Raw genomic sequence first — 23,492 nt, 5'->3', positions numbered from 1 at the left:
ACTTAAACGACTCACCCTTTAACGACACCAAGGAAAGACCTCATGAAAACGTTGACTGCCCTGTTTACTGCCGCTGCACTGACCCTTACCGCTGGCTTGGCCCAGGCTGATGTCCGCATCGACCAGATTCCCCAGTTGGTCAAGGACGGCAAGATCAAATCCCTTGAATCGATGAATGCCGAAGCCCTGAAGTTGCACCCGGGCGCTACCATCACCGACACCGACCTGGATAATCACTTCAACGGCTATGAGTATGAAGTGGAACTGAAAACGGCCGATGGCAAAGAGTTTGACGTGGACTTCGACGCAACTACCGGCAAAGTCCTGTCCGACAAGCAAGACACTTGATCCTTTGGTAAAAGAAAGAGCCGCGCAACTTTCAAGTTGCGCGGCTCTTTTGCGCACACTGTAAATAGCTGCCGATCCAGGCAACACAGCGCAACTGTCACAAAACCATCAAAAAACCCTGCAATGATGCCGCTCTAGTGAACCTGTCATCGCCACGACAGGCACTCCCGCCAGCGAGCCCGCATGAATCACAGCATCGATCAAAGCCACCGCGATCCGGACCTGTTCGGCCTGCTCTACGGGTTTCGCTTCCGCCCCGGCGAACGCGGGCGAGAGATCGATTCGGCCCAGGCCCTGCGAAGCCTGCAGCAACCGGAGGATGCCGATGAATTCCTCTGGCTGCACCTGAACCTGGCTCATGCCGCTTGTGAGCGCTGGATGAAAAACCATCTGGCCTTGCCCGATGAGTTTTTCGAAGCCCTGCACGAAGGCTCGCGCTCGACGCGCATCGAGCACGTGGACTCGGCGCTGCTGGCGGTGGTGAACGACGTGGTGTTCAACCTCAGCAACTTGGTGTCCTCGGATGTCTCCACACTGTGGGTGTGCGTCCACAGTCGCTTGATCATCAGCGCACGATTGCAGCCTTTGCATTCGGTCGACAAGCTGCGCTCATCGGTGAAGGCTGGCGAGTGCTTTCGCTCACCGTTGGAACTGCTCGTGCATTTGCTGCGCGACCAGGGCGAGGTGCTGACCCAGATCGTGCGCAAGACCAGCCTCAGCGTCGATCAGATCGAGGATCAATTGCTGTCGTCGCGCGTATCCAACAACCGCGCCGAACTGGGCAGCCACCGCCGGGTACTGGTGCGCCTGCAACGCTTGCTGGCGCTGGAGCCCGGTTCGTTGCTGCGCCTGCTCAACCGCCCGCCGCAATGGCTGCAGAAAGAAGACGTCAAGGAGCTGCGCAAATCCACCGAGGAGTTCGCGTTGATCATCAACGACCTCACCGCTCTCGGCGAGCGGATCAAGTTGTTGCAGGAAGAAATCGCCGCCAATCTCAACGAGCAAAGCAACCGCACCTTGTTCACCCTGACCGTGGTTACGGTGCTCGCGCTGCCCATCAACATCATCGCCGGTTTCTTTGGCATGAACGTCGGCGGCGTGCCGTTGGCCGGTGATGACCACGGCTTCTGGATCCTGGTCGCACTGGTGGCGACTTTCACCGTGATCGCCGGCCGCTGGGCGTTTCGCAAGCGGCGCGATTATTGAGATTGATGCACCTCAGGTATGCATAAGCCTTTGTGGCGAGGGAGCTTGCTCCCTCGCCACAGGTGTCAACCATGTCCCCAGACCAAACACGCCTACTCCCGTCAGGTCAATGCGCTCAGGCACTCAACCGCGCCGTCACTTCGTTCAACTGCCCAGACAGCCCGTGCAGATCCCGGCTCGCCGCTTCGGTACGTTGGACGTTGTCCAGGTTGGTGCTCGCGATGCAGGTGATTTCAGTCAGGTTGCGCGAGATGTCTTCGGCAACGGAAGTCTGTTCCTCCGCAGCGGTGGCAATCTGGCGGTTCATGTCGCGAATCGCTTCGACCGCATGAGTGATGCGTTCGAGCATTTCGCCGGCCTGAGTCACTTGCTCGACACTTTCTTCGCTGCGCGACTGCCCGCTTTCGATGGCTTGGGCCGCGTCCACCGCACCGGTTTGCACCGTCTGGATGATCTGGTTGATCTCGATGATCGACGACGCCGTGCGCTGGGCGAGGCTGCGTACTTCATCGGCGACCACCGCAAAACCACGCCCTGCCTCACCGGCTCGAGCGGCTTCGATGGCGGCATTGAGGGCCAGCAGGTTGGTCTGTTCGGCAATTCCGCGAATGACTTCCAGCACCTTGCCGATGCGACCGCTGTCGGTTTCCAGGCGACGAATGACCGTGGCGGTGTTGGCGATTTCGCCGCGCATCTGGGTGATGGTGTGGATGGTGCCTTGCATCACCTTCTCGCCCTGTTGCGCCGAGTGATCGGCCTCATCGGCGGCCCGAGCGGCGTCGGCGGCATGGCGGGCGACTTCCTGGGCGGTGGCGGACATTTCGTTCATCGCCGTCGCCACCTGATCGGTGCGTTCGAATTGTTCGCTCGTCCCCTGGCTCATCAGGCTGGCGATGGCATTGAGCTCACCGCTGGCGCTGTCCAGCTCCGTCGCACTGCGTTGCAGGCGCGTGAAGGTTTCGGCGAGGAAATCGCGCAGCGTATTCGCCGCCAGGGCCAGGTCGCCCAACTCATCCTGGCGGGTGCTGGTGACGCGTTCGCCAAAACGCCCGCGGCTCAGTTGAGTCACGTATTCGATCAGGTTACGGATGGGCTGTACCAGGTTGCGGTTGATCAGCCACAGGCTCAGCAGCCAGACCAGCAGCCCCGAGACAAGCATGATCACCGTGCCCAGCATGATCGTGCGATCGGCACCGGCACTGATCAGCGCCGATTGTTCATCGCCCAGTTTATGCAGCTCTACCACCAGCTCGCTCATCTGCTCACTGGTCGCACGGTCCACGCCCTTGACCGCTGCGTCACCCGCCGAAGCGTCGCCGCCTGCCGCCACAAACGCATCACGGCCCTTTTGATAGCCCGCACCTAGCTGGGCATGTTCGCCCCGCAGACGTTCGATGCGTGATCTGATGGGAGCGGGAACCCCTTCGTGCTTGATCAATTCGCCCAAGAGGCTCTGGACGTCGCCCTGACGCGCCTCGAACTGCTTCCAGTATTTATCCAGCTCCGCCGGTTGCTTGCCACGCAGCAAGACGTTCTTCCACTCCTGGACCTGAACTTTGAATTGCAGGTTGGCCTCATCGATCAATTGCGACGCACGCAACGGGCCATCGATCAGGTTGCGATAATTGTGAATGCCATCGGAAAGGAAATGAAAGGACGCCAGGGCGATCAACAACGTTGCCAGCAGGCTGCCCGTCAGCAAGGCAAGAATCTGAGCTCTCAGGGATTTTTGTAGAAACATGCAATCGATCTCTTCAAATAAAGGACCTCCATGTCCAGGGGACACTGTCGCGACTGAGCGTGGAGGATATGAACATGGGATCGGCCCACATGCCCTGTTCTTGAGCCTCGGCGACCATCGGTAGCGGCGTCGTTTCCCCCAGTGGTCATGACTTGTCCAGACAATCCCTTTTGTCGTGCGTCGGGATTTAAAAGTCTTTTTGTCATTTCTCCTGGGGTATCCTGCCCACGCTTTGTACAAGCGCGGATCTAACCCGATCGATCAACAGACCTTGCGAGGAGCGCGATATGCACGAGATTCCTAATCTCCCCTTCCCAAGCCTGCACGAACCTGAGCAGACGACCACGCTACAAGCCGGGGGGCAACCCGACGCCCAGCAACCCGAGCCGCCGCAAGCCACTGAAAGCCGCCAGGCTGACAGCGAAGACTGATTCACTCGCACCACCAGACTGTGTGGAAAGCGCTAAGATGCGCTTTCCACACCGCCTGAATCCTGAGCCCCGTACCATGACCGATGACACCCCTGCTTTCAGCGAAGCCCAGGCCAGCGTGCTGATCGGCACAGCGGAAAAAATGGTCGATATCTGGACCCGTCTTTCTCCCGAGAAACAAGCCGCCCTGCTGGCTCGGTTCGGCACGGAGGAAAATGCCCTTGCTGCGTTGGTGACCACACATCTGGTCGCTGGCAACAACACAGCTGAGGCGCCGTCCGGCAAATAGTTTTACTTTTCCAGGCGCCACCCCCACGGTCGCCGCTATCATAAGCAGCCTATCTATCCAGCTGCCCCGTGGACCTTTTACCCATGCCAGATCCCCAGCGCCCCTTGGCGGTCACGCTGCAAGTCGTCTCCATCGTCCTGTTCACCTTCATCGGCTACCTGAATATCGGCATTCCCCTGGCCGTGCTGCCCGGGTTCGTCCATGGCGAACTGGGTTTCGGCGCGGTGATCGCCGGGCTGGTGATCAGCGTCCAGTACTTGGCCACCTTGCTCAGCCGTCCTTATGCGGGACGCATCATCGACAACCTGGGAAGCAAGCGCGCGGTGATGTTCGGCCTCGCCGGCTGCGGTCTGAGCGGTGTGTTCATGCTGGTGTCCGCCTGGACGCCACACCTGCCGACATTCAGCCTGATCAGCCTGCTGATCGGTCGCCTGGTGTTGGGCAGTGCCGAAAGTCTGGTGGGCTCGGGTTCGATTGGCTGGGGCATCGGCCGAGTCGGGGCGGCGAACACCGCCAAAGTGATTTCCTGGAACGGAATTGCCAGTTACGGCGCGCTGGCGATCGGTGCCCCGCTGGGGGTTTGGCTAGTCAATGCGTTGGGACTTTGGAGCATGGGTGTCAGCATCATTGCGCTCGGCCTGCTGGGGCTGGCATTGGCTTGGCGCAAGACCGCGGCGCCCATCGTCTCTGGCGAACGCCTGCCCTTCATGCACGTGCTGGGACGTGTGCTGCCCCACGGCTGCGGGCTGGCCCTGGGGTCCATCGGGTTCGGCACCATCGCGACCTTCATCACCCTGTACTACGCGACACAGCACTGGGATAACGCCGTGCTGTGCCTGAGCCTGTTCGGCGCCAGCTTCATCGGCGCACGCTTGCTGTTCGGCAACCTGATCAACCGTCTCGGTGGGTTCCGGGTGGCCATCGCCTGCTTGTCGGTGGAAACCCTCGGTCTGTTGCTGTTGTGGTTGGCGCCAGATGCACAGTGGGCGCTGGCGGGCGCGGCGTTGAGTGGATTCGGCTTCTCGCTGGTATTCCCGGCGCTGGGCGTGGAAGCGGTCAACCTGGTGCCAGCCTCCAGTCGTGGGGCGGCGGTGGGTGCTTATTCGCTGTTCATCGACTTGTCGCTGGGCATCACCGGTCCGCTGGCCGGAGCGATTGCCGCAGGGTTCGGCTTTGCCTCGATCTTCCTGTTCGCCGCGCTGGCGGCGTTGGGCGGGCTGGCATTAAGCGTCTACCTGTATCGCCAGGCACCTCGCTACCGTGAAGAACGGGAAAAGAATTAGAAATCCACCTTGCCGCGACCGGCCTTGATCGAACCGCGCTTGGTCTTGGATTCCAGGCGGCGCTTTTTTGAGCCCAAGGTCGGCTTGGTCGGGCGGCGCTTCTTTTCTACTTTGGTGGCGCTGAGGATCAGCTCGACCAGACGCTCCAGGGCATCGGCGCGGTTCTGTTCCTGCGTGCGGTATTGCTGGGCCTTGATGATCAACACGCCTTCGCTGGTAATCCGACTGTCACGCAGCGCCAGCAGCCGCTCCTTGTAGAACTCGGGCAAGGACGAGGCCGGAATGTCGAAGCGCAGGTGCACGGCGCTCGAAACCTTGTTGACGTTCTGCCCGCCGGCGCCTTGGGCGCGGATAGCCGTCAGCTCGATCTCCGCGTCGGGGAGGTGCACGTTGTTGGAAATCACCAGCATGGAAAGTGTCCGGTATCAGGCTCCACAGGATACCGCGAATTTTCAGGTGTCTTGCCTTAATGCAACAAACCCGGCACTTGGCCGGGTTTGTCGTATTTCAGGATTGTTACTTGGCAGCGGCCGCCATCGCCAGTTCTTGCCGGGCACTGCGCTTGTTCTTGATCACGTAGCACCCCCACATGAACACCACCCAGACCGGAATCGCATAGACCGAGATCTGAATGCCGGGGATCAACAGCATCACGCCCAGGATGAACACCACGAACGCCAGGCAGACGTAGTTGCCATACGGATACCACAACGCCTTGAACAGCGGCGTCTGTCCAGACTGGTTCATGTGCTGGCGGAACTTGAAATGCGAGTAGCTGATCATCGCCCAGTTGATCACCAGCGTCGCGACCACCAACGACATCAGCAACTCCAGCGCATGCTGCGGGACCAGGTAGTTCAGCAGCACCGCCACCAGCGTGACCGCCGCCGATGCGAGGATCGAACGCACCGGCACGCCGCGCTTGTCGATTTTCGCCAAGGCCTTGGGCGCATCGCCCTGCTCGGCCATGCCGAGCAACATGCGGCTGTTGCAGTAAGTGCCGCTGTTGTACACCGACAACGCCGCGGTCAACACGACGAAGTTGAGAATGTGCGCCGCGGTGTTGCTGCCCAGCATCGAGAACACCTGGACGAACGGACTGCCGCTGTAGGCATCGCCGGATGCATTGAGCGTGGTCAACAGGCTGTCCCACGGCGTCAACGACAGCAGCACCACCAGCGCGCCGATGTAGAAAATCAGGATCCGGTAGATCACCTGGTTGATGGCCTTGGGAATCACGGTTTTCGGTTTATCGGCTTCGGCAGCGGTGAAGCCGAGCATTTCCAGGCCGCCAAAGGAGAACATGATAATGGCCATCGCCATGACCAGGCCGCTCACGCCGTTGGGGAAAAATCCGCCGTGGGCCCACAGGTTGGTCACCGAGGCTTGCGGGCCGCCGTTGCCGCTGACCAGCAAATAGCTGCCCAGGGCAATCATGCCGACAATCGCCACCACCTTGATGATCGCAAACCAGAACTCGGCCTCGCCGAAGACTTTCACGTTGGCCAGGTTGATGGCGTTGATCAGGACGAAAAACGCCGCCGCCGACGCCCAGGTCGGGATGTCCGGCGCCCAGTAATGAATGTACTTGCCGACCGCGGTCAGCTCGGACATGCCCACCAGGATATAGAGGATCCAGCAGTTCCAGCCCGACAGGAAACCGGCGAAACCGCCCCAGTATTTATGGGCAAAGTGACTGAAGGAGCCGGCGACGGGCTCTTCGACGATCATTTCGCCAAGCTGGCGCATGATCATGAAGGCGATGAAACCGCAGATGGCGTAGCCGAGGATCATCGACGGGCCGGCTGATTTCAGCACCCCCGCCGAGCCGAGGAACAGGCCGGTGCCGATCGCGCCGCCGAGGGCGATCAACTGGATGTGGCGATTTTTCAGGCCGCGCTTCAGCTCGCCTGAATGCGTATTTTCTACAACGGTCATGCGTCACCTATTTGTTTTTATCTGTGACGAAATCGGACCCGACACGCTTGTGGCGTGGCGGAGTGAACAAGGCGGATAACCTTGAAAGTGCGTGGGTACGCGAAGGGTCACAGTAAAACGCGGCGCATTGTACACTGCAGTCCCCTTGCTGCCAGACACCACCCGATCAGTGTCTCACCCCGCACTTGAGGTCTGGCGCGCATCTGACCCTTCCCCCGGGCATGAAACAAGCGCTGCGAAGTATCAAAAAATGCGTCACGCCGGGCCACTCGGCAGCTTTTTCTTACAGCCTTCCCAGATGCCAACACCTGTTCGCTCGAACGGTCAAAACCGTCAGCATTCCTTTACAAGCCGTAACGTAAAATTTCCATGCAGGAAATTTCCGAAGGATGACCGCAAATTGACGGTAGGTAGCTGCCTAACAAAAAAACAACCCCAGACGGCTGTTTTCAAAAGGGTAAATCCCCCTCCGTAAATTGGAATAAAAAGTTCAAACAAAAAAAATCAATTATTTTTTTGCATTCCAAAAAACCCTCGACTAGGTTTTCCCCCACTTGCCACGGCATCGTGCCGGCGAGTTTTTGCGGCGCCGGTTCGCTCGGGTTCTGCTCACGAATCGGCCCGCGTTTTCCGCAAAAGTCATCTAGGAGATTCACTATGCAAACACTGGACAAAGACTTGGAAACCGAACTGCAACTGGATGAATGGTTCGAGGCGCCGACCCATGAAGCCGCCGTTGAAATGATGCAAGCCGACGCCGTCGTTCCGTTCGGCACGGCGATGTGGCCTCTGTAAGCGATACCCGGCGGAGCTGATCCGGCCGGTCGGCTCCGCCACTTTGCTGTCAGGACGCCAATCATTCGTCAGGGAAGAATAAGCATGGACACACAACGAGCCATCTCACATTTCCTTTACTACCTCGAACACCATCCCGCCCTGGCCGGCATCCAGCCCGCCAAGGTCTTGCTCGGCCACACCGCCGACTACGAAGCATTGACCGGTGCCATCGCCGAACAGGCTGGCAGCGGCTCGCCGTTCCAGTTCAGCGCCATGCGCCTGGATCTGGAAACTACCGAACGCCTGTCACAGGCCATTGCCGAGAGCGATCTGTACATTTTCTTCTACGACTCTTCCACCCTGCCCAATCCACGTCCCGACGGCCCGGACTTTGTCCGTTCGCTGCAAAGCGTGATGGCGGAGAACTGGAAGAAATCGCTGCTGTTCAAGGACTACGGCGACTATTTCTACGACACCTTCAGCGTCATCCCCCAACGCATCGCCGGGCTCAACAGCCACCTCATCCGCCGCATGTCCCAAGCCGCGACCTTGAGTTTCGAAGATGGCTACGGCTCGTATTTCGACACGGCGTTGAACGGCGTGAAGAAGTGGACCGACATCAATGGCGTCGGCAACTACGACCTCGCCCCCGGCGAAATTGCTACCCACAGCGACGCCATCAATGGCCAGGTGAAATTCGTCGGGACGTTTCTCAGCACGATTCCGTTCGCCCGCAAATACGGTGTGCTGCAATCGCCGCTGGAGCTGTGGATCGAAGATTCGACTATTCAGAAAATTGCCACCGACGTGCCGGGCCTGGAACACGATTTCAACCGATACCTGGACGCCAACCCATCGAACCGGCGCATCGAGGAGTTGGGAATCGGCACCAACGAAGGCGTCAAGAGCCTGTACGCCCGCAATGCCGGTTTCGAAGAACGCCACTGCGGCCTGCACCTGGGGCTGGGCGGCGGGGCCAAGGGCAGCCATCATCTGGACCTGATCTTCGAAGGCGGTGTGCTGGCGCTGGACAATAAGCCGATGTTTGATGGGCGGTTTGTGCTTTAGGGGCTGCTGGCGATGGCGGCCTGTCTGCGCCGCGTCACCTCGAGCCAAGCAAAAAAAAACGCCAACCCAACGGTTGGCGTTTTTTCTTGCAGTTGCAGCTAGAAACTCACAGCTGCCTTACTCCGGCTTGCGGCGTCCAAACCCTGGACGCTGGCCGGAACCGGCCGGCGCGCCACGGCGTTTGCCCGATGGTGCGTCACGGTCGGCCAGGATGATGCCCGGGCGCTTTTTCGGTGCAGGCTTGGCCGGGCGCTTGGTGTCGGCCGGACGGTCGGCGACCGGTGTGCCGCGACCTGCCGGAGCGCCGCGACCTTCGCCACGCTCGGTACGGCCGTTGGCCGGACGTGGCGTACGCGGGCCGCGCTCGCCGTCCTGGCGCGGCGCCGGCTTGCGGGCCGGGCGTTCGCCTTCGAGCTGAGGCTCACGGGAAGGCCGTGGGCCAGTCGCTACGCCGTCGGCAGCAGGGCGCAGCGTACGCACGCGCTCGGTCTTGCCCATCGGACGCGAAGATTTGCGCTGCATGCGATCCAGCTTGTCCTTGCTCTTGGCGGTCATCTGCGGCATCGCCACAGGCTTGAGGCCCACTTCAGCCGCCAGGATGTCGACTTCCTGCTGGGTCATTTCGCGCCAGCGGCCCATCGGCAGGTCGGAGTTGAGGAACACCGGACCGAAACGCACGCGCTTCAGGCGGCTGACCACCAGCCCTTGGGATTCCCACAGCCGGCGCACTTCACGGTTCCGGCCTTCCATCACCACGCAGTGGTACCAGTGGTTGAAACCTTCACCGCCTGGGGCCTGCTTGATGTCGGTAAACCGCGCCGGGCCGTCTTCCAGCACAACGCCGGCCTTGAGGCGCTCGATCATTTCGTCATCGACTTCACCCCGCACGCGCACGGCGTATTCGCGGTCCATCTCGTAGGACGGGTGCATCAAACGGTTGGCCAGTTCACCGTCGGTGGTGAACATCAGCAGACCGGTGGTGTTGATGTCCAGGCGACCGATGTTGATCCAGCGGCCTTCTTTCGGACGCGGCATCTTGTCGAACACCGTCGGGCGGCCTTCCGGGTCGTCACGGGTGCAGATTTCGCCGTCGGGCTTGTTGTACATGATCACGCGGCGCACCGTTTCGGCGGCCTCTTCGCGCTTGATCACCTTGCCATCGATGGTGATGGCGTCGTGCATGTCGACACGCAGGCCCAAGGTGGCATCTTTGCCGTTGACCTTGATGCGGCCCTGGGTGATCCAGGCTTCCACGTCACGGCGCGAACCGACGCCGATACGGGCAAGGACTTTTTGCAGCTTCTCGCCTGCTGGGCCGATTTCCTGGCTGTCATTCTGGTCTAGGTCTTTCATTTCTGGGCACCTCCCGGTGTGGTCGGGTCAGGCGTGGCCTGACGCTTTGAAAACAGGTCATTCGGCGAAGGGATCGCCAAAGGGTCGCGAATCATACGCTCGTTGAGACATTCGCGCATCAGAGACTAGCTGATCGTACAGCGCTCAGCGCTTTTTCCGCCGACCGGTGGCGCCAAGCTTGATCAGGCGCAGAGCCGCTTCGGCCAGTACGACGCGCTTGTCCTCTTTGTCGAGTTTTTTCCAGGCCTTGATTTCGCGCTTGCTGCGCCCGCAGCCGATGCAAATATCATCGTCGAACTTGCAGAGGCTGATGCAGGGGTCTTTGGTGGCGCTCATGATAATTCCTGTCACGCCGCAAGGCCGGCATGGGCAAGCGGGTCAATCGTCGAACTGGCGCCGCTCGTTTTCAATCGCTTCGGCCAGGGCGCGAGCCTCGGCCTCTTCGTCGCTCAGCTCGGGTTCGGGCTCGCGCGGTTCGAGGGCGGCAACCGCAGCGAGCAGCTTTTCCCGTGCCTGCGCAACGCCGAGAATATCGTCTTCTGGTTCGGTTTCAGGCTCGACCGCAAGTTCAACTGCATCGCCTTGCTGCGGCTGTTGTTCCGTCCCGTCTTCGCTATCCGGAGCGTCACGCAGCAAATCGTCGAAGTCGGTCTTCAGGCCCTCCTCCATGGTGTCCAGCTCCAGCAACAACGAATGGAAACTGGTCTCCTCCTTCGGCTCCTCAGGCTCGGCACTGGCATCGGCCAACTCTTGCAGGCTTTGGGGCACCGGGGCGTCGTCGAACTCAAGCATCGGTTCTGGCTCCAGCTCCCGCAGCTCGGCAAGCGGCGGCAGGTCGTCGAGGTTCTTCAAGTTGAAGTGATCGAGAAAGGCCTTAGTGGTGGCGAACATCGCCGGTTTGCCCGGCACATCGCGATAGCCGACGACACGGATCCACTCGCGCTCCAGCAGCGTCTTGACGATATGGCTGTTGACCGCCACGCCCCGCACATCTTCGATCTCGCCCCGGGTGATCGGTTGGCGATAGGCGATCAGCGCCATGGTTTCGAGCATCGCCCGGGAATAGCGTTGCGGCCGCTCCTCCCAAAGGCGCCCGACCCAGGGCGAGAATTTCTCGCGGATCTGCAGGCGATAACCGGACGCCACTTCCTTGAGCTCGAAAGCCCGTCCCTCGCAGGATTTGCCCAACAGCGTCAGGGCTTTCTTGAACACGGCTGGCTCAGGCCGCTCGCCTTCTTCGAAGAGTTCAAACAGGCGCTCCATCGATTGCGGCTTTCCAGAAGCCAACAGGAAAGCTTCAAGCAAGGGCGCCAGCTCGCGGGGTTCAGTCAGATTCATTGATTTGCTCGTTATTCGGCTCGGGCCCGCACATGGATCGCTGCGAACGGCTCATTCTGCACCAGCTCGACCAAGGATTCCTTGACCAATTCCAGGACCGCCATAAACGTCACCACCACCCCCAACCGCCCTTCCTCGGCGGTGAACAGCTCGACGAACGGCACGAAGCCGCCGCCCTTGAGCCGCTCCAGCACATCACTCATGCGCTCGCGGGTGGACAGCGCTTCGCGACTGACCTGGTGACTTTCAAACATATCGCCTCGGCGCAACACCTCGGCCATGGACATCAACAGCTCTTCCAGGCTCACGTCCGGCAGCAACTTGCGCGCCCGCGCTTCAGGCGCATCAAGCTTGGGCACCACCACATCGCGCCCCACCCGGCTCAAGCCGTCGATGCCTTCGGCGGCAACCTTGAAGCGTTCGTACTCCTGCAAGCGGCGGATCAGCTCGGCCCGGGGATCGTCTTCTTCCTCTTCGACCGCGGCCGAACGCGGCAGCAACATGCGCGACTTGATTTCGGCCAGCATCGCGGCCATCACCAGGTATTCAGCTGCCAGCTCCAGGCGCACCGACTGCATCAGCTCGACGTAGCCCATGTACTGCCGGGTGATTTCCGCCACAGGGATGTCGAGGATGTTGATGTTCTGCTTGCGAATCAGGTACAGCAACAGGTCGAGCGGGCCCTCGAAGGCTTCGAGAAAAACTTCCAGCGCATCCGGCGGGATATACAGGTCCAGGGGCATTTCCATGACCGCCTGGCCGTAAACCATGGCGAAGGGCAATTCCTGTTGCGCACCGGCCTGGCTGTCGAGGCTTTCGACGGCGGTTTCCACAACGGACATTCAGGCCTCGACCATGAATGGCGTCGGATCACCGCAGCCGACACGCACCACTTGCGGCTCGCCATCGGCGAGGTTGATCACGGTAGAGGCCGACATACCGCCGAAACCGCCGTCGATGATCAGGTCCACCTGGTGCTCGAGTATCTGGCGCATTTCATAGGGATCGGTCAACGGCTCGGTCTCGCCGGGCATGATCAACGTCACGCTCATCAGCGGTTCACCCAACTCAGCCAACAGCGCCAAGGCAATCGGGTGGCTCGGCACACGCAGGCCGATGGTGCGTTTTTTCGGGTGCAGCAACAGCCGCGGGACTTCCCGCGTGGCGTTGAGAATAAATGTGTAAGGCCCTGGCAGATGAGCCTTGAGCAGGCGGAAGGTGCCGGTGTCGATCTTGGCGAACAGCCCCAACTGCGACAGGTCGCTACAGATGAGCGCGAAGTTGTGCTTGTCATCCAACTGGCGCAAGCGTCTTACGCGCTCCACCGCATTTTTATCGCCGATCTGGCAACCAATCGCGTAGGACGAGTCGGTGGGATAAACCACTACACCACCGCCACGGATGATCTCTACCGCCTGTTTGATCAGGCGCGCTTGCGGGTTTTCCGGATGAATCTGGAAAAATTGACTCACGTGTTCTACCTGTTCAGACGGCGGCGATAACGGGATCATGTTTGAATCTACACCATAGTGGTGGCAGATCTTCCGGCAACGGGCGGTATTCGCCAATCTCGGACCAGCCCCCCGGGCCATGGAAATCACTGCCGGCGGTCACCAGCAATCCAAACTCCCGGGCGAGGATCGCCAGGCTGCCGACCTGCTCGGCCGGCTGATGGCCATTGACCACTTCGATGGCATGGCCCCCTGCTTGAATATAGTCGGCTATCAGGCGGCGGCGCTTGCTGCGAGTGAAATCGTAGTGCCAGGGATGTGCAAGGCTGATCCACGCCCCGGCGGCTCGCAGCGTCGCGACCGTTTCCTCGAGGGTAGGCCAATGCTGCTTGACGTCCCCCAGCTTGCCGGCCCCCAGCCATTTGCGGAAGGCTTCGGCACGATCCTTGACGTAACCTTCGCTCACCATCCAGTCGGCAAAATGCGGTCGGGCCGGCGCATTGCCGCTGTCGCCCAGGGCCTGCTGGATTTGCCGGGCGCCGTCCAGCGCACCGGGCATGCCCTTGAGGGCCAGCTTGCGGCTGATCTCCTCGGAGCGCAGCCAGCGACCGTCGCGCAACTGCGCAATGGCCTGGACCAGCGCCGGCGCATTCACATCGAAACCGTAGCCCAGCACATGGATGGTCGCCCCGCCCCAGGTGCAGGACAGCTCAACGCCGTTGACAAGCTGCATGCCCAGCGCGGTGGCGGCGCTGCGCGCCTCGTCCAGGCCTTCGAGGGTATCGTGATCGGTGAGGGCCAGGACTCGCACGCCGTGCTCGTACGCCCGCGCCACCAGAACCGCGGGCGCCAGGGCGCCATCGGAGGCCGTGCTGTGGCAGTGCAAATCAACATTCACGAGACTTTGTTACCTCAAATCAGCTGGCCCTATCGCGGCCAAGGATGTTTGTTATTATGCCGCCACATCCTGCTTCTGGCTGCCACTGTGAAACAATTCATCGATTTCATCCCGCTCCTGCTGTTTTTCATCGTCTACAAACTTGATCCACGGACCGTCGACATCGCCGGTCACTCGTTGACCGTTGGCGGTATCTACAGCGCCACCGCCGTGCTGATCATCAGTTCCCTGGTGGTCTATGGCGCGCTGTTCGTGTCCCAGCGCAAGCTGGAAAAAAGCCAGTGGCTGACCTTGATCGCCTGCCTTGTCTTCGGCAGCCTGACCCTGGCCTTCCACAGCGAGACCTTCCTGAAATGGAAAGCACCGGTGGTCAACTGGCTGTTTGCCCTGGCCTTTATCGGCAGCCACTTCATTGGTGACCGCCTGTTGGTCAAGCGCATCATGGGCCATGCCCTGAGCTTGCCAGAGGTGATCTGGACCCGGTTGAACATCGCCTGGATCGTTTTCTTCCTGTTCTGCGGCGCCGCCAACCTCTTCGTTGCATTCACGTTCCAGCAATACTGGGTCGACTTCAAGGTCTTCGGCAGCCTGGGCATGACCTTGCTGTTCCTGATTGGCCAGGGCATCTACCTGTCCCGTCACCTGCACGATGCCGACCCCACCACGCCAAAAACCGAGGACTGACATGCTCTACGCAATCATTGCCACCGACGTCGCCGACTCCCTGGAAAAACGCCTGGCCGCCCGCCCTGAACACCTGGAGCGGCTGCAACAGCTCAAGGCCGAAGGTCGCATCGTACTGGCCGGCCCGCACCCGGCGGTGGACAGCAATGACCCGGGCGCCGCAGGTTTTACCGGCAGCCTGATCGTGGCCGAGTTCGACTCCCTGGCCGACGCGCAAGCCTGGGCCGAGGCCGATCCGTTCGTGGCGGCCGGCGTCTATGCCAATGTCGTGGTCAAGCCGTTCAAGCAAGTCCTGCCGTAAATCCCCTGACGCGATGAGCCTTCGCGGCTCATTGCGCTCGATTGCTCATTTTTCCCGTGCGCCTGCCGACAACCTGTCTAATCTCGATTGGAATTCAGGAGTTGCAATGCGCAAAGGTCCGTTGTGCCTGTTGTTGGTCACGTTGGCGATCGGGGCGCCCGCCCATGGCGAGGAAAGCACCGAGGGCAGTCATTCGGCGCCCTTGTCCCTGAGCGCTGGAGGCCAGATCGCCGAATTGCAGCAGCGCTTGAAAGACAGCGAGCGCATGCGTGAAGCACTCACCCAGCAACTCCAAAACACCAACGGCGAACGCGAGACCGCGCTGGTGGGCCGGCTGCGCCAGGAGAACCAGCGCCTGAAGCTGCAACTCAAGGAAGCCCAGGCCAGCCCGCTGCCGCGCCTGCTGACCGATCAACAGCAATGGTTCGTCATTGGTGCCGGGGTAGCGCTATTGGCCTTGCTCTGCGGTATCTTTGCCAGCGGTGGACGTAGACAACGTCGGCAATGGCTAAATTGAGTGAGTCATGAGCGAGCTGTTACTGATTGATGATGACCAGGAGCTGTGTGAGCTCCTCGTAAGTTGGTTGAGCCAGGAAGGGTTTCAGGTCCGCGCCTGTCACAACGGCCAGAGTGCCCGCAAAGCCTTGGTCGAGACCGCCCCGGCGGCCGTGATCCTGGACGTGATGCTGCCCGACGGCAGTGGCCTGGAACTGCTCAAACAGTTGCGCAACGATCACCCGGAGCTGCCGGTATTGATGCTGTCGGCCCGGGGTGAACCGCTGGATCGTATCCTTGGCCTGGAGCTGGGCGCCGATGACTACCTGGCCAAACCCTGTGACCCACGCGAGCTGACCGCCCGGCTGCGCGCCGTGCTGCGCCGCAGTCATCCGACGGCCGTGTCCAGCCAGATCGAACTTGGCGACCTGACCTTCAGCCCGGTCCGTGGCGTGGTCAGCATCGATGAGCAGGAACAGACCCTTACCGTTTCCGAAAGTCGCCTGCTCGAAGCGCTGCTCAAGCAGCCTGGCGAACCCCTGGACAAACAGGAACTGGCGCAGATCGCACTGGGCCGCAAGCTGACTTTGTATGATCGCAGCCTGGACATGCACGTGAGCAACCTGCGCAAGAAAATCGGCCCCCATCCCGACGGCCGCCCGCGGATCGTGGCGCTGCGTAGCCGTGGTTACTACTACAGCCTCTGAACACAATGCAGATCATTTTTGGCGAGGGGATTTATCCCCGCTGGGTGCGAAGCGCCCCCAAGTGTGTCCGCCATCGCGGTGTTTCAGATAAACCAGGGGGCCGCTGCGCGGCCCAACGGGGATAAATCCCCTCGCCACAGCAAGCTCCCTCACCAGGTATTGTGCGGGCTGTTTGTCAGGTCCTCGCCAAACCGTCTTTACCCAAGCTTTACCCACCCCTGACCGCCGCTGACCTTGATCTCCGTAATCTGCACACATCCGGAACTGACCGGGAATGAGACAAGGAGAAACACCATGCGCAAGACCCTTATCGCTCTGATGTTCGCCGCCGCCCTGCCGACCGTAGCCATGGCCATGCCGGAAGGCCCCGGCCCGATGGGCCCGATGGACGGACCGCGCCACGGCGGCCAGATGCACGACAAAGGTCCGTACAGCCAACTGGACCTGACCCACGAGCAACGCCAGCAGATCCGCAAGATCATGGGGGAGCAGCGTCACGAACGACGCGAGCTGGTCGAAAAATACCTGGCCAAACTCTCGCCGGCCGATCAGAAAGCCATGAAGGACGAAATGCAGGCTCGTCACGAAAAGGTCGATGCCCAGATCCGTGGCCTGTTGAAGCCTGAACAGCAGAAAGAGTTTGATGCGATCCAGAAAAAGCAGACCGAGCGTCGGGCCGAGTGGGCTGAATTCAAGGCGTGGAAAGCGCAACAGCCGCAAAAAGCGCAATAATGCCTTGAAGCGCTCCCAGCCCAACGGCACACCGCCGTTGGGCTTTCCTGGTTTGTGAGGATAAATCCGTGCGTTCATTGTTCTGGCGCGTCCTGGCCAGTTTCTGGCTGGCCATCGCTCTGGTTGCAGGGCTTTCGATTCTCATGGGCCACATGCTGAATCAGGACGCGTGGATTCTCAGTCGCCATCCGGGTCTCAACACCCTGGCCGAGGAATGGACGCAGACCTACGAAAGCCAGGGCGAAGAAGCGGCCCAAGACATTCTGAAACAGCGCAAGCGCCAGTATCATGTCGATGTCCAAGTGCTCAATGAGAGCGGCGACCCGGTTGTCCGAGGCACGTTTCCCCACCGTGCCGCGGCCTTCGAGGCGCGCCAGAACAACGATGACCGGCGCTTGCCCTGGCGGCGCCTGACCGACGAGTTCACCAGCGCCAAGACCGGCGACACGTATCTGTTCATCTACCGCATCCCCCACCCCGAACTGGATGCCTGGCACCGCGAGAGCCTGCTCTGGCCGCTGAGTGCCTTGGCGATCGCGCTGGTGGTGTTGACCTTGTTCAGCCTGTTGGTGACCCTCTCCATCACCCGGCCGCTGAGTCGCCTGCGCGGTGCGGTGCATGATCTGGGGCAGGCCACGTACCAGCAGAACAGCCTGGCCAAGCTGGCCAACCGCCGGGACGAGTTCGGTGTACTGGCTACCGACTTCAATCGCATGGGCGCGCGCCTGCAAAGCCTGATTGCCAGCCAGCGCCAATTGCTGCGCGACGTTTCCCATGAACTGCGCTCGCCCCTCGCCCGGTTGCGCATCGCCCTGGCGCTCGCCGAACGGGCCAATCCTGCGGAGCGGGAGAAACTGTGGCCACGCTTGACCCGCGAATGTGATCGCCTGGAAGCGCTGATCAGTGAAATCCTGGTCCTGGCCCGGGTCGATGCCGACAACGCCAGCGCCGAAGAGGTGGATCTCAACGGCCTGTTGGTCACGCTGCAAAAAGACGCCCAACTGGCTTCGCCTGAACAGATTGTCCAGCTGGCAGCGGAGCCGAACCTGACGCTTAAAGGCTGGCCTACGATGATCGAGCGGGCTGTGGACAATTTGCTGCGCAACGCCCAGCGGTTTAGTCCGAACGGGCAGCCCGTGGAGATGCGTGCAGTGCAACAGGGCGAACGGATCCTGATCAGCGTGCGCGACCATGGGCCAGGCGTGGAGACCGAGCACCTGGGCCAGTTGGGCGAACCCTTCTACCGGGCCCCCGGCCAGACCGCCGCCGGCCATGGCCTGGGCCTGGCGATCGCGCGTCGTGCCGCCGAACGTCATGGCGGCGCGCTGGTATTGGCCAACCATCCGGAGGGCGGGTTCATCGCGACGCTAGAGCTGCCGCTGGTGCCGGGGGCCGTGGTGCAACCTTAAAAATGGACCTGTGGCGAGCGCGCCCCTCTCAAACCAAACGATAATTCCTCTTATTCAAACTGCCCTGCCCTGTTAGACTTTGCGCCCGCGTTTCACTCGTCCCGCAGGATTTCCAATGCCGTCGTTGCCTCTTCGCTTATGCGCACTGTTCCTGGCCCTGGGCCTGAGTGCCTGCGACGACGCCCCGCGTTTTACCCAGGCCGAACCCGGCGAAGCCAAATCCGGCGGCAGCGCGACGGTGCGCAAGGCCGATCAGAACGCCTTCTCCTTGCCCTCGGCCAACCTGCCGCCTTCACGGCGCGTGGATTTCAGCGTCGGCAACAGTTTCTTCCGCAGTCCCTGGGTGATCGCTCCTTCAACGACTACCGCACGGGACGGACTCGGCCCCTTGTTCAATACCAACGCCTGCCAGAATTGCCACATCAAGGACGGGCGCGGCCACCCACCGGCTCCGGATGCCGCCAACGCGGTGTCGATGCTGGTGCGCCTGTCGATTCCCGATGCGCCGCCCTATGCGAAGGTCATCGAACAACTCGGTGTCGTGCCAGAACCAACGTATGGCGGCCAGTTGCAGGACATGTCCGTACCTGGCGTCGCCCCGGAAGGCAAGGTGCGGGTCGACTACACAGCCGTCCCCGTGCGTTTCAAGGACGGCACCGTCGTGGAACTGCGCAAGCCAACCCTGCAGATTACCCAGCTGGGTTATGGCCCGATGCACCCGGACGCGCGTTTTTCGGCCCGCGTCGCCCCGCCAATGATCGGCCTGGGCTTGTTGGAAGCCATCCCCGACGAAGCCATCCTGGCAAATGCCGAGGCTCAGGCGCGGGAGAACAACGGCATCGCCGGGCGCCCCAACCGGGTCTGGGACGATGTGCAGCAGAAAACCGTGCTGGGGCGTTTCGGCTGGAAAGCCGGACAGCCGGACCTCAATCAACAGAACGTCCACGCCTTCTCCGGCGACATGGGCCTGACCACCAGCCTGCGGCCCTTCGACGACTGCACCGAGGCCCAGGTCGATTGCAAACGCGCGCCCAATGGCAATGGCCCCGAAGGCGAGCCGGAAGTCAGCGACAACATCTTGCGGCTGGTGCTTTTCTACAGCCGCAACCTCGCGGTGCCGGCCCGTCGCGAGGTGAATGCCCCCCAGGTGCTGGCCGGCAAGAACCTGTTTTTCCAGGCCGGCTGCCAGTCCTGCCATACGCCCAAGTACACGACGTCCGCCGAGGCTGCCGAACCGGAGCTGGCGAACCAGGTAATCCGCCCTTACACCGATCTGCTGTTGCACGACATGGGCGAAGGCCTGGCCGACAACCGCAGCGAATTCAAGGCCAGCGGCCGTGACTGGCGGACGCCGCCGCTGTGGGGAATCGGCCTGACTGAAACCGTCAATGGGCACACCCAGTTCCTGCATGACGGCCGCGCCCGCAACCTGCTCGAAGCCGTGCTCTGGCATGGCGGCGAAGCCCAGGCGGCGCAACGACAAGTCTTAGCCTTCGATGCCGAGCAACGCGCCGCGTTGCTGGCCTTCCTTAATTCTCTTTAAACGTACGTTCCAGAAACGGGAGCCCGACATGTTCCGTCCCAAGCTGTTGTTCACCAGCCTCGCCGCCATCGCCCTGGGGGCCTGCTCGCCCCAGGACCCGCAAGCCGTCACGTCGGCCGCCATTGCCAAGCAGGTGATCCTGCCGACCTACAGCCGTTGGGTCGATGCCGATCGGCAGTTGGCGACCAGCGCCCTCGCGTTCTGCCAGGGCAAGGAAAACCTGGAAACCGCGCGCGCCGATTTTCTCAAGGCACAAAAAGCCTGGGCCGAGTTGCAACCGTTGCTGATCGGTCCGCTGGCCGAGGGCAACCGCGCCTGGCAGGTGCAGTTCTGGCCAGACAAGAAAAACCTGGTGGGCCGTCAGGTCGAGCAACTGGTCAACAGCCAGCCGCAGATCGACGCCGCCGGCCTGGCCAAGTCCAGCGTCGTCGTGCAAGGGCTTTCGGCCTACGAATACCTGCTGTTCGACGCCAAGATCGACATGGCCGACAGCACGCAAAAAGCCAAGTACTGCCCGTTGCTCATCGCCATCGGCGAACGCCAGAAGCAGCTCGCCGAAGATATCCTGTCGCGCTGGAACACCAACGACGGCATGCTCGCCCAGATGAGCAAATTCCCCAACCAGCGCTATGCCGATTCCCACGAAGCGATCGCCGATCTGCTACGCGTCCAGGTCACCGCCCTGGACACCCTGAAGAAGAAGCTCGGCACGCCGATGGGGCGCCAGAGCAAGGGCGTGCCGCAGCCGTTCCAGGCCGATGCCTGGCGCAGCCAATCGTCGCTGCAAGGGCTGGAAGCCAGCCTCAGCGCCGCCAGGACCGTGTGGGTCGGCGTAGACAACAAAGGCCTGCGAGGCTTATTGCCAAGTGACCAGAAACTGCTGGCCGACAAGATCGACGCCGCCTACGACGCCTCGTTGAAACTGTTCGCCAGCAGCCAGCGCTCGCTGGCCGAAATGCTCAGTGACGATGCCGGGCGCCAACAACTCAACGACCTGTATGACAGCCTCAACGTCGTCCATCGCCTGCACGAAGGCGAACTGGCCAAGGCGCTGGGCATTCAACTGGGCTTCAACGCCAACGACGGTGACTGATCATGTTTCGACGTCAGGCTCTGGCGCTCGGCAGCTTGCTGCTGGGCGCCGTTACCCTGGGCGGCTGGACGCTGTTCAAGCAAAAGGACAAGAGTCCGCTGCTGCTTTCGGCACGGGACGATGGCGACGGCAAGCACTACGCCGTCGGCTATCGGCTGGACGGCACCCGGGTGTTTTCCTCCCAGGTCGGCCAGCGTTGCCATGACATCATCAATCATCCGACGCAGCCGATTGCGCTGTTCGTTGCCCGCCGTCCAGGCACCGAAAGCTACCTGATCGACTTGCGCGACGGTGCGCTGTTGCAAACCATCACCTCCTTGCCGAACCGGCACTTCTACGGCCATGCGGTGATTCATCGCAGCGGCGAATGGTTGTATGCCACCGAGAACGACACCCGGGATCCGGGACGCGGCCTGCTGGGTGTGTACCGCTTCGAGGGCGAGCGGCTGGTGCACAGTGGTGAGATTTCCACCCACGGCATCGGCCCTCATCAGGTGTCGTGGATGCCCGACGGCGAGACCTTGGTGGTGGCCAACGGCGGTATTCGCACCGAGGCCGAAAGTCGCGTCGAGATGAACCTCGATGCCATGGAGCCGAGCCTGGTGCTGATGCGCAGAGACGGCACGTTGTTGAGCAAGGAAACCCTCCCCCAGCAGATGAACAGCGTGCGCCACATGGGCATCGCCAGCGACGGCACCATCGTCACTGGCCAGCAGTTCATGGGCGCCGCCCACGAGTCGTCGCAACTGCTGGCGATCAAGCGACCGGGCCAACCGTTCCAGGCGTTCCCGGTGCCTGAACACCAGTTGCAAGCCATGGGGCACTACACCGCCAGCGTGGCCGTAAACAGCGACCTGCGGCTGGTGGCCCTGACGGCGCCACGGGGTAACCGGTTTTTCATCTGGGACCTGGACAGCGGCGAGATTCGCCTGGACGCGCCCCTGCCGGACTGCGCCGGAGTGGGTGCGCTGGCCGACGGGTTTGTCGTGACATCCGGCCAGGGCCGTTGCCGTTATTACGATTGCACGCAGACACAACTGGTTGCAAAGCCCTTGGATCTGCCGGCGGGGCTCTGGGACAACCATTTGCATTTGGTCTGAGCGAGGGGGAGCAACGCCCATCGACGCCGAGCTCCCTGTTTCTCGGATAATCCCACGCATTACAGGCCCAACAGCATATGGAATACACCGCCCACTCGGAGTAATGTGCCCGCCTATCTGTTTCTTCTCTCAGCTCTTTTCCAAGGAAGTGGAACATGCTGCGACGCCGCATGCTGATCATGTTGGGTGTTGTCCTGCTGGTGGTGCTGTTGCTGGCGGGCTACAAGGCCTTCTCCATCTACCAGCAAATCCAGATGTTTTCTGCACCCAAACCGCCGGTCAGCGTCGCCGTGGCCAAGGCCACCGAGCAACCCTGGCAGTCTCGCTTGCCCACCGTAGGCAGCCTCAAGGCCCTGCAAGGCGTTGACCTGAGCCTGGAAATTGCCGGGACCGTGCAGAAGGTGCAGTTCGAATCAGGGCAGAAGGTCAAGGCTGGCCAACCGATCCTGCAACTGGACAGCGAAGTCGAAAGTGCCCTGTTGGAAACCGCACAGGCCGACCTCGGCTTGTCACAGTTGGATTTCGGCCGCGGCCGTCAACTGGTGGGCAGCCAGGCAATTTCCAAGGGCGAATTCGACCGGCTCTCGGCGCAGCTGAAAAAGAACCAGGCCACGGTCAACCAGCTCAAGGCTTCGTTGGCGAAGAAACACATCGTCGCGCCATTCAGCGGCACCATCGGCATTCGCCAGGTGGACGTCGGCGACTACCTGGCCAGCGGCACGGTGATCGCGACCCTGCAAGACCTCAGCAGCCTTTATGTGGACTTCTACGTGCCTGAGCAGGCGGTGCCTCGATTGGCTATCGCACTGCCGGTCAACGTCAGCGTCTCGGCCTACCCCGGCCAGACCTTCACCGCCACCATCAGCGCCATCAACCCCAAGGTCGAAGACAGCACTCGCAACGTGCTGGTACGCGCCACCCTCGCCAACCCGGACGGCAAATTGTTGCCCGGCATGTTCGCCAATCTGCAGGTTATCCTGCCCAATGTGGCCGCCGGTATCGTCGTGCCGGAAAGCGCCGTGACCTACACGCTCTATGGCAACTCCATGTACGTGGTCACGCAAAAGAAAACCGCCGACGGCAGTGTCGAAAAGGATGACAAGGACCAGCCGCTGCTGATCGCCGAACGGCGCTTCGTCGAGACCGGCGAACGGCGTGACGGCAAGGTGCTGGTGACCAAGGGCCTGCAGAGCGGCGAACAGGTCGTGATCGCCGGCCAGATCAAGCTGGACAACGGTACGCCCATCGCCATCGGCGATGACAAGACCCTGACCGAACAGAACAGTCCGCCACGCGCGGACTGATCA

General features: G+C 61.4%; 26 protein-coding genes. 17 read left to right on the top strand and 9 right to left on the bottom strand.

Annotated elements, in window-relative coordinates; translation table 11 throughout:
* The first annotated feature begins 42 nt into the window (after positions 1 to 42).
* A complete protein-coding gene (locus HU762_RS09490; protein WP_016773566.1) occupies positions 43 to 348 on the top strand; it encodes a PepSY domain-containing protein in 306 nt (101 codons plus the stop codon).
* A 183-nt stretch (positions 349 to 531) separates the two neighbouring features.
* Positions 532 to 1,554, top strand: coding sequence for a transporter (locus HU762_RS09485; RefSeq protein WP_186635827.1), 1,023 nt, complete (start codon positions 532 to 534; stop codon positions 1,552 to 1,554).
* A gap of 115 nt (positions 1,555 to 1,669) precedes the next feature.
* Here HU762_RS09485 and HU762_RS09480 read toward each other — a convergent pair whose 3' ends face one another.
* Entirely contained in the window at positions 1,670 to 3,295 is a 1,626-nt protein-coding gene (locus HU762_RS09480) for a methyl-accepting chemotaxis protein (RefSeq protein WP_186635824.1), read from the bottom strand.
* 287 nt (positions 3,296 to 3,582) lie between these two features.
* Here HU762_RS09480 and HU762_RS09475 point away from each other — a divergent pair, with 287 nt between their 5' ends.
* The 3 genes from HU762_RS09475 (at position 3,583) to HU762_RS09465 (ending at position 5,298) form a co-directional block, all read left to right on the top strand.
* Entirely contained in the window at positions 3,583 to 3,726 is a 144-nt protein-coding gene (locus HU762_RS09475; RefSeq protein ID WP_186635822.1) for a hypothetical protein, read from the top strand.
* Between the two features lie 37 nt (positions 3,727 to 3,763).
* Positions 3,764 to 4,015, top strand: coding sequence for a hypothetical protein (locus HU762_RS09470; RefSeq protein ID WP_186635819.1), 252 nt, complete (start codon positions 3,764 to 3,766; stop codon positions 4,013 to 4,015).
* Positions 4,016 to 4,098: 83 nt separating this feature from the next.
* Positions 4,099 to 5,298: an MFS transporter gene (locus tag HU762_RS09465; protein WP_186635816.1), complete on the top strand. Its 1,200-nt coding sequence runs from the start codon at positions 4,099 to 4,101 to the stop codon at positions 5,296 to 5,298.
* On the opposite strand, the gene arfB is transcribed toward HU762_RS09465, so the two are convergent.
* Positions 5,295 to 5,708 (bottom strand): alternative ribosome rescue aminoacyl-tRNA hydrolase ArfB, encoded by a 414-nt coding sequence (gene arfB, locus HU762_RS09460; RefSeq protein WP_186612293.1) that lies wholly within the window; start codon positions 5,706 to 5,708, stop codon positions 5,295 to 5,297. The genes HU762_RS09465 and arfB overlap by 4 nt on opposite strands.
* Positions 5,709 to 5,814: 106 nt before the next feature.
* Positions 5,815 to 7,236: an amino acid permease gene (locus tag HU762_RS09455; RefSeq protein WP_186635813.1), complete on the bottom strand. Its 1,422-nt coding sequence runs from the start codon at positions 7,234 to 7,236 to the stop codon at positions 5,815 to 5,817.
* 657 nt (positions 7,237 to 7,893) lie between these two features.
* Between HU762_RS09455 and HU762_RS09450 the strand changes: the two genes are divergently transcribed.
* Together HU762_RS09450 and HU762_RS09445 are read left to right on the top strand one after the other, a co-directional pair.
* Positions 7,894 to 8,031, top strand: a complete 138-nt coding sequence (locus tag HU762_RS09450; protein WP_042729498.1) for a hypothetical protein — start codon at positions 7,894 to 7,896, stop codon at positions 8,029 to 8,031.
* Positions 8,032 to 8,115: 84 nt separating this feature from the next.
* A complete protein-coding gene (locus tag HU762_RS09445; protein ID WP_186635810.1) occupies positions 8,116 to 9,081 on the top strand; it encodes a leucyl aminopeptidase in 966 nt (321 codons plus the stop codon).
* Between the two features lie 117 nt (positions 9,082 to 9,198).
* On the opposite strand, the gene rluB is transcribed toward HU762_RS09445, so the two are convergent.
* The 6 genes from rluB to HU762_RS09415 all read right to left on the bottom strand — a co-directional run bounded on the left by rluB (position 9,199) and on the right by HU762_RS09415 (position 14,121).
* Entirely contained in the window at positions 9,199 to 10,434 is a 1,236-nt protein-coding gene (gene rluB, locus HU762_RS09440) for a 23S rRNA pseudouridine(2605) synthase RluB (RefSeq protein WP_186635807.1), read from the bottom strand.
* Positions 10,435 to 10,578: 144 nt separating this feature from the next.
* Positions 10,579 to 10,770 carry a DUF1289 domain-containing protein gene (locus tag HU762_RS09435; RefSeq protein ID WP_186612297.1) on the bottom strand — a complete coding sequence of 64 codons (192 nt, stop codon included), beginning with the start codon at positions 10,768 to 10,770 and terminating at the stop codon, positions 10,579 to 10,581.
* 42 nt (positions 10,771 to 10,812) lie between these two features.
* On the bottom strand, positions 10,813 to 11,772 hold the full coding sequence (scpB, locus tag HU762_RS09430) for an SMC-Scp complex subunit ScpB (protein ID WP_186635804.1): 960 nt from the start codon (positions 11,770 to 11,772) through the stop codon (positions 10,813 to 10,815).
* Between the two features lie 11 nt (positions 11,773 to 11,783).
* The gene (locus tag HU762_RS09425) at positions 11,784 to 12,482 is read right to left on the bottom strand and encodes a ScpA family protein (protein ID WP_186636270.1); all 699 of its coding nucleotides are present in this window, start codon (positions 12,480 to 12,482) and stop codon (positions 11,784 to 11,786) included.
* 132 nt (positions 12,483 to 12,614) lie between these two features.
* Positions 12,615 to 13,244, bottom strand: a complete 630-nt coding sequence (locus HU762_RS09420; RefSeq protein ID WP_053124883.1) for an L-threonylcarbamoyladenylate synthase — start codon at positions 13,242 to 13,244, stop codon at positions 12,615 to 12,617.
* A gap of 13 nt (positions 13,245 to 13,257) precedes the next feature.
* Entirely contained in the window at positions 13,258 to 14,121 is an 864-nt protein-coding gene (locus HU762_RS09415; protein ID WP_186635801.1) for a PHP domain-containing protein, read from the bottom strand.
* Positions 14,122 to 14,208: 87 nt separating this feature from the next.
* Here HU762_RS09415 and HU762_RS09410 point away from each other — a divergent pair, with 87 nt between their 5' ends.
* The 10 genes from HU762_RS09410 to HU762_RS09365 all read left to right on the top strand — a co-directional run bounded on the left by HU762_RS09410 (position 14,209) and on the right by HU762_RS09365 (position 23,489).
* Positions 14,209 to 14,805 (top strand): septation protein A, encoded by a 597-nt coding sequence (locus HU762_RS09410; RefSeq protein WP_186612300.1) that lies wholly within the window; start codon positions 14,209 to 14,211, stop codon positions 14,803 to 14,805.
* Between the two features lies 1 nt (position 14,806).
* Complete coding sequence (locus tag HU762_RS09405; protein ID WP_186635798.1) at positions 14,807 to 15,106, top strand: YciI family protein; 300 nt, start codon at positions 14,807 to 14,809, stop codon at positions 15,104 to 15,106.
* 106 nt (positions 15,107 to 15,212) lie between these two features.
* Positions 15,213 to 15,623, top strand: a complete 411-nt coding sequence (locus HU762_RS09400; protein WP_186635795.1) for a translation initiation factor 2 — start codon at positions 15,213 to 15,215, stop codon at positions 15,621 to 15,623.
* A gap of 7 nt (positions 15,624 to 15,630) precedes the next feature.
* Positions 15,631 to 16,308, top strand: a complete 678-nt coding sequence (locus HU762_RS09395) for a response regulator transcription factor (RefSeq protein ID WP_186635792.1) — start codon at positions 15,631 to 15,633, stop codon at positions 16,306 to 16,308.
* A 294-nt stretch (positions 16,309 to 16,602) separates the two neighbouring features.
* Complete coding sequence (locus HU762_RS09390; RefSeq protein ID WP_186635789.1) at positions 16,603 to 17,040, top strand: Spy/CpxP family protein refolding chaperone; 438 nt, start codon at positions 16,603 to 16,605, stop codon at positions 17,038 to 17,040.
* A 68-nt stretch (positions 17,041 to 17,108) separates the two neighbouring features.
* Entirely contained in the window at positions 17,109 to 18,449 is a 1,341-nt protein-coding gene (locus HU762_RS09385) for an ATP-binding protein (RefSeq protein ID WP_186635786.1), read from the top strand.
* A gap of 115 nt (positions 18,450 to 18,564) precedes the next feature.
* A complete protein-coding gene (locus tag HU762_RS09380) occupies positions 18,565 to 19,992 on the top strand; it encodes a di-heme oxidoredictase family protein (RefSeq protein ID WP_186635783.1) in 1,428 nt (475 codons plus the stop codon).
* 28 nt (positions 19,993 to 20,020) lie between these two features.
* Positions 20,021 to 21,085: an imelysin family protein gene (locus tag HU762_RS09375; RefSeq protein WP_186635781.1), complete on the top strand. Its 1,065-nt coding sequence runs from the start codon at positions 20,021 to 20,023 to the stop codon at positions 21,083 to 21,085.
* 2 nt (positions 21,086 to 21,087) lie between these two features.
* Positions 21,088 to 22,185, top strand: a complete 1,098-nt coding sequence (locus HU762_RS09370) for a DUF1513 domain-containing protein (protein ID WP_186635778.1) — start codon at positions 21,088 to 21,090, stop codon at positions 22,183 to 22,185.
* Between the two features lie 155 nt (positions 22,186 to 22,340).
* A complete protein-coding gene (locus HU762_RS09365) occupies positions 22,341 to 23,489 on the top strand; it encodes an efflux RND transporter periplasmic adaptor subunit (protein ID WP_186635775.1) in 1,149 nt (382 codons plus the stop codon).
* Positions 23,490 to 23,492: the final 3 nt, after the last annotated feature.

The sequence above is a fragment of the Pseudomonas sp. SWRI92 genome, from assembly GCF_014268685.1.
Lineage (GTDB): Bacteria > Pseudomonadota > Gammaproteobacteria > Pseudomonadales > Pseudomonadaceae > Aquipseudomonas > Aquipseudomonas marvdashtae.
Note: the sequence above shows the minus strand (reverse complement) of the source record. Positions and strands in the feature narration are given on the sequence as shown.